The organism is Burkholderia sp. Ac-20379, from assembly GCF_017104645.1.
Lineage (GTDB): Bacteria > Pseudomonadota > Gammaproteobacteria > Burkholderiales > Burkholderiaceae > Burkholderia.
The window spans coordinates 1-7,427 of sequence record NZ_JAAGPF010000345.1 but is presented as its reverse complement, the minus strand read 5'-3'; the positions used below and the strand labels follow the sequence as shown (position 1 = coordinate 7,427).

The following is a 7,427-nucleotide window of genomic DNA, read 5'->3' as shown; positions in this document are numbered from 1 at the left end:
GATTCCAATCGATGCTGAGCTGCGCGCCCAACGCGCACTGGCCGACGCCGGCCGAACGCACCGCCTGGCGCGGCGCGGGCGTGGCGTTCGTCGGCTATGCGCATGACGGCGGGGTGGTGGTGGATGCCGGCCGCGACGCGCCGGCCGATCGCTGGGAGGAAATGCGCGTGCGCTTTCCGCGCCCGGTCACGATCGAGGGCCTGCCCGTCACGCAAGTGCATCTGTCGCGGCAGCAAAGCGGCGACACCGAAGCCGATGTCGACCTGACCGTCTACGCCGAAACCGCCGGGGAACTGACTGCGTTCGCGGCCTCGCGCCGGCTGGTGCCGATGCCGTCGGCCGTGCCGGCCGGGCTCGACATCGGCGGCAACGTGGAGGACGGCCACGCTGCGGGCTTCCACGCCAGCTATCTGCGCTGGGCCGCGCCGCTCTCGAAGCTGCAGACCGGGGCGCTGGCCGAGCCGGGCAGCACCTATCTGCCGGGCCCGCATCGCCTGCCGTCCGCGCGGTTCGCGGGTGCGCTGGCCGGGGCCGCCGGCCGTTTCGCGTTCGGTTGCGTGGTGTTCGGGCCGGACGTCACGCCGGTCGACGGGATGTAAGCGGTAGGCGCGCGCACGCGGCTTGCTCGGGCCAGCGGCCGGATGGCGACCCGGCGGGCCTCGCCAACCGGATGCGGACGCAACATGTTGCGCCGCAACGCCCGGCGGCACGGCCATCGGAGCACGCCCGGCCGGCCGCATCGACGCAAAACGACACAAAAAGTGACGATCGCGTGTCAACGCATGCGGCAAGCTGCGCGGCTTTGCTGCAAGTTGAAAAACATCGTGTCGTGTTTGCCAAAATCCAGACGAAACTCGTTACCATTCCAGCGTTTTTTGCACGATCCGAGAGCCATGAAAGTTCGAAATGCGAGTCTGTGGGCGCCGGCCGGCATGCGGCGCTGGGCTACCGCGGCGGGCGCGCTGATGCTCGCGATCGCGGTGCGGCTGGCCCTGCATCCGCTGCTCGGCCCGATCATGCCCGGCACCGCGTTCGCGATCGCGGCCGTGCTGGTGCAGTACTACCTGGGCCTCGCGCCGGCGCTGACGGTCATGCTGCTCGGCCTCGCGATCGCCGATTTCCTGTTCGTGCCGCCGTACGGTTCGATCGATGCGTTCACCACCGTCACGCGCGGCGACATCGTGCTGCTGGTGTCCTATCCGCTCGTCACGCTGCTGGTGATCGTGCTGGTCGAGCGGCTGCGCCGCGCGCAGTATCGCGCCCAGCTCGTCACGGCCGTGGCGCAGTCGCGCTACGAGATGCTGCTGCGCCAGGACAACGAGCGCGCGCTGGCGCGCCGCGCCGTCGACGAAACCCATCGCCTGCTGCGCCACCTGACGCAGCATCAGCAGGACCTCATCCTCATCAAGGCGCTCGAGCGCGACGCGATGCAGCGCGCGCAGGTCGGCCAGAGCGTCGACGCGCCGCTGCCGTTCGACGGCGAAGTGGCCCCCGGTCCGCTGTTCCAGAGCGTGCATCCCGACGATGCGTCGCGCGTGGCCCACACGCTGTCGGCCGGCAGCCATCGCGTGCGCATGCAGGCGCCCGCGCAGGCCGGCGATTTCCGCCTGACGCAATGCGTGTGCGAGCGCTTCACCACGCACGCCGGCGATTTCCTGGTGCTGCGCACCACGCCGCAGGAGGCTTGAGATGAACGCGAACGACATCGGCAAGGCCGCGCGCCCGTCGGGCGCCGCGCCGATCTTCAGCGAGGGCGACAGCCACGCGGTGCTGCTGCTGCACGGGCTGTCCAGCTCGCCGCTCGAGCTGCGCTATCTGGCGCGTTACCTGCACGACGAAGGCTTCACGATCAGCGCGCCCGTGATCGAGGGCTACAGCGCCGGCTCGACCGAGCTGCCGATGGAGCGCTGGCTCGAAGGCGCGGTGCGCGAGTACGACGCGCTGGCCGCGCGCTACGAGCGCGTGTCGATCTGCGGGCTGTCGATCGGCGGCGCGCTCGCGCTGCGGCTGATTCGCGAGCGGCCGGGCGCGCAGGCGCTTGCGCTGCTGTCGCTGACGCTCACTTACAACGGCTGGGCGATCCCCTGGTATCGCTTCATCCTCGATCTGGCCTATTACACGCCGCTGCGCCATCGCTACCGTTACCGCGAGGCCGAGCCGTTCGGTCTGCGCAACGAAGCGCTGCGCGCGAAGATCGCGCGCGCGATGGAGCGCGACGCGTTCAGCGAGGTGGGCCCGTCGGAAATTTCGCTGCCGGCGCTGCACCAGGCGAACCGGCTCGCGCGCCAGGCCTGCAAGGGCGTGGAAACCATCGAGAACGACACGCTCGTGATCCACGCAATCGACGACGAAACCTCGAGCCCGCGCAATCCGAACTTCATCATCGACCGGATCGGCGCGAGCTTCCTGCGCACCATCTGGCTCGACGATTCGTATCACATGATCACGTCCGATAACGAACGGGAAATCGTTGCGCGCGAAACCGCGCTGTTCCTGCGCGAGAGCGAAATTGCGCACGGCGCCGGCGCGGGGTCGCCGCCCGTCGTGTCGAAAGCGCTCGCGCGGCGGCTGCGTCAACTCGCGGCGGTAGCCCGCAAGACCAAATAAATGAAGCCAGTTTCGATTCCCGCGAAGGCAGCCTGCGCGGCTGCCGTCATGCTGCTCGCCTCGCACGCGCAGGCCGATGCCGATACCACTACCGATACCGGCGCCGCATCCAACGCGTCGCCCTGGAAGATCACGGTGGGGCCGGGCGTGTACGTCGCGCCGCAATATCCGGGCTCGCGGCACCTGAAGGCCTATCCGTTCCCGGCGCTCGACATTTCCTACCGCGACCGCTTCTTCTCGCAAGGGCCGGACGTGCTCGGCTGGAACGTCGTGTCGAACCCGAACTACCACGTCGGCATGGCCGTCAGCTTCGATTTCCAGTCGCGCGACGCGAAGGACGACCCGCGGCTGCGCGGGCTGCCCGACGTGCACGACGGCCCCAAGCTCAAGCTGTTCGCCGACTACACGGTGTGGGCGTTCACGGGCGCGCTGGCGATCTATCGCGACGTGCTCGGCTACGGGCAGGGCACCACGGCGAGCGCCGATCTGTATGCGTCGCTGCCGCTGAACGGCTGGCTGTTCTCGATCGGGCCGGGGCTGACCTGGGCCAACGGCGCCTACACGCGCACGCTGTTCGGCATCTCGCCGGCCGAGAGCGCGTCGTCGGGGCTGCCGGCCTATTCGACCGGCTCGGGCGTGCGCGACGTGCACCTGAATTTCTACATGACGCACGACTTCTCGCGTCACTGGGTCGGCACCCTCAATTCCACGCTCGGCCGCCTGCAGCGCTTCGCGGCGCACAGCCCGGTGACGGAGCGGCGCACCGAGTGGACCACGTTCGCGTCGCTCGGCTACCGGTTCTGAGTTCGCGCGCGGTGAGCGCGGGAGGAGCGGCGCGCATGGCCGATCGCCGGTAGCATGTGGCGTTGACGCGCGGCCGCGGCAATCCGAATCACTCCGCGCCGCGCCGGGCCGTCCGCCAGGATTGCCCGCCTTTCTCCTTTCCCGGAACCCTCGACCGCCATGAACGATTCCCTCTCCCTTGGCCGCCTGCTCGCGCAGGCGCGCACGCATCACACGCAGATCGACGCATTGCCCGACGCCCTCGTGCCGGCCGACGCGAACGCAGCCTACGCGGAGCAGCACGTGCTGATCGAGGCGCTCGGCGGCGCCATCGGCGGCTGGAAGGTCGGCGCGAAAACGCCGGACGGCCCGGCGCAGGCCGCGCCGTTGCCCGCACACGGCGTGACGCAGGGCGATACGTCGGTCTACACGGCCGACGCGCGCCGCCCGTTCGGGCTGGAGCTGGAGATCGCGTTCCGGCTCGGCCGCCGCTTCGAGCCGAGCGACACCGCGTATTCGGATGCCGAGGTGCTGGGTGCGATCGCGTCGGTGGGGGCGACCATCGAGGTGGTGGGCAGCCGCTTCGCCAAGCATCCCGACGTCGATCGCCTGGCGCAACTGGCCGACCTGCTGAGCCACGCGGCGCTGGCGGCCGGCGAGTTCGTGCCGTATCGCGACGATCTGCCGTTCCTCGCGCCGCACCTGTCGTTCACGTTCAACGGCCAGCCGCTGTTCGCCGGCACGCCGGGCAACCCGGCCGGCGATCCGCGCCGGCTGCTGCCGTGGCTCGTCAATCACGCCACCGTCGCGCGCCGCGTGGACATCACGCCCGAGCAGGTGCTGACCACCGGCACCTACGTGGGCCTCGTGCGCGTCGCGGGCAGCGGCGTGGCGATCGGCGAGATCGCGGGCCTGCCGCCCGTCACGCTGACGATCGCCTGATCGTCAGCTCGCCGCTATCGCATCGTCTCGATAAGCATTGCAGCAATTCGGATTTGGCTTGCGGGCCGCTTTGATTACCATCGGCGCTCCGGCCGGCCGCTTCCCGCGGCCCGCCGCGCTACCGCAAACCGAACCACGGATATCGATACGACGATGCGACACGGGCACCCGAATTTCCCCGGCCACGATGCCGACCCGAGCGCGCCCGACGCCGCGCGCAGCGACTGGCTCAAGGCGGCAGCCGCCGCCGCACTGGCGCTGGCCAGGCCGGCGGCAATCGGCGCAGGCGGCCTGGCCGCGCTGGGCGCGAGCCGCGCCGCGCTCGCGGCCGGCGACACCACGCTGCGCATCGGCTATCAGAAATACGGCAACTTCGTGGCGCTGAAGGCACGCGGCTCGCTCGAGAAGCGGCTCGCGCCGCAGGGCGTCGCGGTGCGCTGGATCGAATTCCCGGGCGGCCCGCAACTGCTCGAAGGGCTGGCGGCCGGCGCGGTCGACATCGGCACCGTGGGCGAGACGCCGCCGATCTTCGCGCAGGCGGGCAAGGTGGATTTCGTCTATATCGGCGCGGAGCCGCCGGCGCCGAAGGGCGAGGCGATCGTCGTGCCGCACGATTCGCCGATCCGCAGCGTGGCCGACCTGCGCGGCAAGAAGGTCGCGCTCAATCGCGGCTCGAACGTTCACTATCTGCTGGTCAAGGCGCTGGAAGCCGCGAAGCTCGACTATCGCGACATCCAGCCCGTGTACCTCGCGCCCGCCGACGGGCGCGCGGCGTTCGAGCAGCACGCGATCGACGCCTGGGTGATCTGGGATCCGTACCTGGCCGCCGTCGAGCGCCAGACCGGCGCGCGCACGCTGCGCAACGGCGAAGGATTGGTTCGGAATACGCAGTACTACCTCGCGAGCCGCGCGTTCGCGACCGCGCATGCGGATCTGGTGCACGCGGTGCTGGCCGAGATCGACGCGACCGACGTGTGGGCGCGCGACCATATTCCGGCGCTGGCGGCGCAACTGTCGCCGCTGGTCGGGCTCGATGCGGCCACGCTCGAACTGGCGCTGGGCCGCGCGAGCTACCAGGTCGAGCCGATCACCGACGCCACGCTGGCCTATCAGCAGCAGATCGCCGATGCGTTCACGGCGCTCAAGCTGGTGCCGGGCAAGCTCGACGTCACGCAGACGCGCTGGGCCGCGCGCTGAGCGAGGTGGGGGCGGCTCGACGCCGCTTTGCATGATCGTTGCATCCGCAACGAGACGGGTATGCATGCAAGCCGGCGCGGTGCAGGCTTTGTTTCGACCTCGAACGTGAAAACCGGCAGCGAGCCGGCTTTTTCGCGCTCAGGCATGCGAGCCGGCAGCGAGCCGGCTTTTTTGCGCTCAGGCATGCAAGCCAGCACCGAGCCGGCTGTTTCTACCGTCAAGCCCCGGCCGGCACGGCCTTGCGCGCCGCGAAATCCCAGCGCAGCGCCTGCTTGGTATCGACCCGCGTCGGCAACAGCCCGGCCTTCCTGAACGTATCCGCGATCTGCTGCTGCTCGCCGTAGTTGGCCGGCAGCACCGCGCGCACGAGGTAGCTGCGCCGCGAATTGGCGCGCGCGATGGTGGCGGCGTCCAGCCCCCAGATCGGCGCGAGCACGGCCGCGGCCTCGTCCTGATGTGCGCGCAGCCAGACGCTTTCCTGCGTCAGCGCGTCGAACAGCGCCTTCACCACGTCCGGATGCGCGTTCGCGTAGTCGGTCGAGGCGAGGTAGTAGCGCTGGTACGAGGCCAGCCCGGCGCCGTCGGCCAGCACCTTGACGTCGGGGCGGCGATCGACCGACGCGACGTACGGATCCCAGGTGATCCAGGCCGCCACGCTGCCGCGCTCGAACGCGGCGCGGCCGTCGGCCGGCGTCAGGTAGTGGACGTTCACGTCGGCGGGCGTCAGCCCCGCCTTGGCCAGCGCGGCCAGCAGCAGGTAATGGCTGCCGGCGGCCTTGGTGGTGGCGATGTCCTTGCCCTTGAGCGCGGCCAGCGAATCGATGCCGCCGTCGCGCTTGACGACGATCGCCTGCGCGGACGGCGACGGCGCTTCCTGCGCGACGTAGACGAAGCGCGCCTGCGCGGCCTGCGCGAACACGGGCACGGTGTCGGCCACGTCGGCGCTGAAATCGACCGCGCCCACGTTGAGCGCTTCCGTCAGCGGCAGGCCGCTGGCGAACTCGTGCCATTCGACGCGCGTCTGCAGCGGCGCGAGCGCACGGTCGAGCGTGCCGCGCGCCTTCAGCAGCGTGATCAGCGTCGACGATTTCTGATAGCCGATGCGCAGCACGTTGGGCGCGGGCTGGGCGGCGCGCGCGAACGGGCCGGCGGCGGACAGCGTCAGCGCGAGCAGGGAACGGGAAAAGGCGCGGCGCGTGAGTCGGGACATGGAGCGGATTCCTGGAGCGTGAGCGGTCAACGAATCCGCTAACGTAACGGTTTCGGCTGTTGCAGCGAACCGATCATTTCAGCTATCGATACCCGTGGCAGGACTATTCAAGCTTCGGGCGACGGCGGCGTTCAGATGTCGACCTGAAATCCCTTCCCGTTCAGCATGGGCCCGCGCAGGTCGAACGCCTCGCCGTCGGCGGCGAACGTGCTGCCGCCGCGATGACGAGCTCCGCCGAAAACGCGCGCTGCCGATTGGTGTACATTGGCGCGACCGCCACTCGTCAACCTCCGCCGCACCGATCATGAACGCCCGAAGCGGCCGCCCGGCCCGCGCGCCGGAGCCGAAAACCGACGTACGCATCTGGCGCGCGCCCGAGCTGGCCGCCGACCTGCTGCACGGCGATTTCCACGATTTCTCCTACGACGTCCACACCCACGACACCGCCTGTTTCGCGCTGATCACCGAAGGCGCGATCCGGATCCGCATGCGCGGCAGCGAGTTCGTGGCGAAGGCGGGCGACCTCTACGCGATCGACGCCGACGCGCCGCACGCGGGCTGGCCCGTCGATGCGAGCGGCTGGCGGCAGCGCACCGTCTACGTGCGCACCGAGCATCTGCGCTCGCTGCTGGCCGGCGACGACGCGGCCGGGCGCGGCGCGGCGATCCGCGGGCCGATCATCGGCGAA

The 7,427-nt window shown here is 70.1% G+C and carries 8 protein-coding genes; 7 read left to right on the top strand and 1 reads right to left on the bottom strand.

What is annotated here, in order from left to right; all coding sequences use genetic code 11:
- From G3N92_RS28375 to G3N92_RS28350, 6 genes are all read left to right on the top strand, one after another.
- The coding region (locus G3N92_RS28375) for a hypothetical protein (protein WP_206130899.1) at positions 1–599 on the top strand (599 nt) is incomplete at its 5' end.
- Between the two features lie 294 nt (positions 600–893).
- A complete protein-coding gene (locus G3N92_RS28370) occupies positions 894–1,688 on the top strand; it encodes a DUF4118 domain-containing protein (protein ID WP_206130898.1) in 795 nt (264 codons plus the stop codon).
- A gap of 1 nt (position 1,689) precedes the next feature.
- Positions 1,690–2,607 carry an alpha/beta fold hydrolase gene (locus G3N92_RS28365; RefSeq protein ID WP_206130897.1) on the top strand — a complete coding sequence of 306 codons (918 nt, stop codon included), beginning with the start codon at positions 1,690–1,692 and terminating at the stop codon, positions 2,605–2,607.
- Positions 2,608–3,411 (top strand): MipA/OmpV family protein, encoded by an 804-nt coding sequence (locus tag G3N92_RS28360; RefSeq protein ID WP_206130896.1) that lies wholly within the window; start codon positions 2,608–2,610, stop codon positions 3,409–3,411.
- Positions 3,412–3,570: 159 nt separating this feature from the next.
- Positions 3,571–4,332 (top strand): 2-keto-4-pentenoate hydratase, encoded by a 762-nt coding sequence (locus tag G3N92_RS28355; RefSeq protein ID WP_206130895.1) that lies wholly within the window; start codon positions 3,571–3,573, stop codon positions 4,330–4,332.
- Positions 4,333–4,485: 153 nt separating this feature from the next.
- Entirely contained in the window at positions 4,486–5,529 is a 1,044-nt protein-coding gene (locus G3N92_RS28350; protein WP_206130894.1) for a sulfonate ABC transporter substrate-binding protein, read from the top strand.
- A gap of 217 nt (positions 5,530–5,746) precedes the next feature.
- Here G3N92_RS28350 and G3N92_RS28345 read toward each other — a convergent pair whose 3' ends face one another.
- A complete protein-coding gene (locus G3N92_RS28345; RefSeq protein ID WP_206130893.1) occupies positions 5,747–6,739 on the bottom strand; it encodes an aliphatic sulfonate ABC transporter substrate-binding protein in 993 nt (330 codons plus the stop codon).
- A 304-nt stretch (positions 6,740–7,043) separates the two neighbouring features.
- Here G3N92_RS28345 and G3N92_RS28340 point away from each other — a divergent pair.
- A partial coding sequence (locus G3N92_RS28340) for an AraC family ligand binding domain-containing protein (RefSeq protein ID WP_206130892.1) occupies positions 7,044–7,427 on the top strand: 384 nt, incomplete at its 3' end.

Coding starts and splice junctions, on each gene's coding strand:
- G3N92_RS28350 (WP_206130894.1), top strand. CDS start 4,486: ATGCGACACGGGCACCCGAATTTCCCCGGCCACGATGCCGACCCGAGC.
- G3N92_RS28355 (WP_206130895.1), top strand. CDS start 3,571: ATGAACGATTCCCTCTCCCTTGGCCGCCTGCTCGCGCAGGCGCGCACG.
- G3N92_RS28345 (WP_206130893.1), bottom strand. CDS start 6,739: ATGTCCCGACTCACGCGCCGCGCCTTTTCCCGTTCCCTGCTCGCGCTG.
- G3N92_RS28365 (WP_206130897.1), top strand. CDS start 1,690: ATGAACGCGAACGACATCGGCAAGGCCGCGCGCCCGTCGGGCGCCGCG.
- G3N92_RS28360 (WP_206130896.1), top strand. CDS start 2,608: ATGAAGCCAGTTTCGATTCCCGCGAAGGCAGCCTGCGCGGCTGCCGTC.
- G3N92_RS28370 (WP_206130898.1), top strand. CDS start 894: ATGAAAGTTCGAAATGCGAGTCTGTGGGCGCCGGCCGGCATGCGGCGC.